2 protein-coding genes are annotated in these 2170 nt (G+C 70.0%); both read left to right on the plus strand.

What is annotated here, in order from left to right; genetic code table 11:
• Positions 1-76 precede the first annotated feature (76 nt).
• Positions 77-652, plus strand: a complete 576-nt coding sequence (locus tag ACZ5TL_RS39440; protein ID WP_468595591.1) for an IS607 family transposase — start codon at positions 77-79, stop codon at positions 650-652.
• Positions 649-2106: an IS607 family element RNA-guided endonuclease TnpB gene (gene tnpB / locus ACZ5TL_RS39445; protein ID WP_468595592.1), complete on the plus strand. Its 1458-nt coding sequence runs from the start codon at positions 649-651 to the stop codon at positions 2104-2106. Before ACZ5TL_RS39440 ends, tnpB begins: the two co-directional genes overlap by 4 nt.
• The last annotated feature ends 64 nt before the right edge of the window (positions 2107-2170 follow it).

Raw genomic sequence — 2170 nt, forward strand, 5'->3', positions numbered from 1 at the left:
GGGGGGTGAAAGCTGCTACGCGTTTTCTAGTCATTCATAGTCGTTGCTAGTCGTGTATCTCGAATATCTTGGTCTTGTGAAGCTTTCGGAGTGGGCGCGGCAGCAGGGCGTGAGCTACCAGACTGCCTGGCGGTGGGTGAAGGACGGGAAGATGCCCGTCCCTGTCCGTCAGGCGCCGTCCGGGACGTGGTTGGTCGACGAGCCCGCTGTCCAGCCGTCCGGGCGTGTGGTGGCGTACTGCCGCGTGTCGTCCGCCGACCAGAAGACCGACCTGGAGCGGCAGGCGGCCCGGGTGGTGGCCGGCGCGAACGGGCTGGGCCTGGCCGTCGCCGAGGTTGTCACCGAGGTCGGCTCGGGGCTGAACGGGCGGCGGCGCAAGCTGCATCGCCTGCTGTCCGACCCGAACGCCACCGTGATCGTGGTCGAGCACCGTGACCGCCTTGCCCGGTTCGGCGTCGAGCACCTCGAAGCCGTTCTGTTTTCTTCCGGGCGGCGGCTGGTCGTCCTCGACCCCAGCGAGACCGCTGACGACCTCGTACGGGACATCACCGAGGTGCTGACGTCGATGTGCGCCCGCTTGTACGGGCGGCGGGCGGCGAAGAACCGTGCGGCCCGCGCGGTGGCCGTGGCGACCGGCGAGGACACCGAATGAAGAAGTTCCAGGCGCAGCCCGGGTTCGTGGTGCGGGCGTTCCGGTTCGCCCTGGACCCGAACGCCTCCCAGGAACGGTCGCTGCGTTCGCACTGCGGTGCGGCGCGTGCCGCGTACAACTGGGCTGTCGGCTGGGTCGAGGCGTCGTGGTGGCAGCGCCGCGCGGAGGAGACATACGGCGTCCCCGAGGCCGGGCTGACGCAGTGGCGGCCGTGGTCGCTGCCGTCGCTGCGGAAGGCGTTCAACGCCACCAAGCACACCGACCCGCGTTTCTCTGCGTGGTGGGAGGAGAACTCCAAGGAGGCGTACTCCACCGGCCTGTCGAACGCGTCGGCCGCGTTCGACAACTACGCGAAGTCGAAGAACGGCAAGCGCAGGGGCGCCCGGATGGGCGCGCCGCGGTTCAAGGCCAAGCGGAAGGCGCGCCTTGCCTGCCGGTTCACGACCGGCACGATCCGCGTGGACGCCGACGGCCGGCACGTGACGCTGCCGAGGCTGGGCACGATCCGTACCCACGAGCCCACCGGCAAGCTCCTCGCCCGCGTCCAGGCCGGGACGGCCCGGATCCTGTCCGCGACCGTGCGGCACGAACGCGGACGCTGGTTCGTCTCCTTCCAGACCGAGGTCAAGCGCGACCTCGAACGCGTGGCACGGCCGGACGTGGCGGTCGGCATCGACCTCGGGGTGAAGACCCTCGCGGTGATGGCCGACAGCACCGGCGAGATCCGCACCGTGCCCAATCCAGGGCACTACGACCGGGCGCGTAAGCAGCTGCGCCGTGCGTCCCGCGTCGTGTCCCGCCGCCGGGGCCCCGACCGGCGGACCGGGCAGAAGCCGTCCCGCCGGTGGGAGAAGGCCAACGCCCAGCGGAACAAGGTCCACCACCGGGTGGCGAACCTCCGCGAAGACGCCCTGCACAAGCTCACCACAGGCGTGGCCGCCGAGTACGGCACGATCGTGGTCGAAGACCTCAACGTCGCCGGGATGCTCCGCAACCGGCGCCTGGCCCGGCGGATCACCGACGCCGGGTTCGGGGAGATCCGCCGCCAGCTCGACTACAAGACCCGCCAGCGCCACGCCACCCGCATCATAGTGGCCGACCGCTGGTACCCGTCCTCGAAGACCTGTTCCGGTTGCGGCGCGGTGAAAGCCAAGCTGCCGCTGCACGTCCGGACCTACCAATGCGACGCTTGCGGCCTGGTCCGCGACCGGGACGACAACGCCGCACTCAACCTCGCCGCACTCGCGGCAGCCGCAGTAACTGGTACCGGAGTGGCCGGAGACCAGGACACCGCCCCGGCGGTGTCGAAGCCTCGTGGAGCCGACCAGAAGACCCGCGCCACCCGCCCCCGCCGCAAGGCGGAGGCGGGGCGGGCAGGTGGCGCAACCCTGCCGCACCAGCGGCAGACAGAAACGAGAGACCGTACTCAAGTCGAAGCCCTCACGCTTTGGTGATGTGACGGACCGTCCGGGCAGAAACGTCCGGAATGCTGAGACCTGACCACGGTCTCGGCAACGG

It is taken from the genome of Streptomyces sp. NPDC033136 (assembly GCF_055578235.1).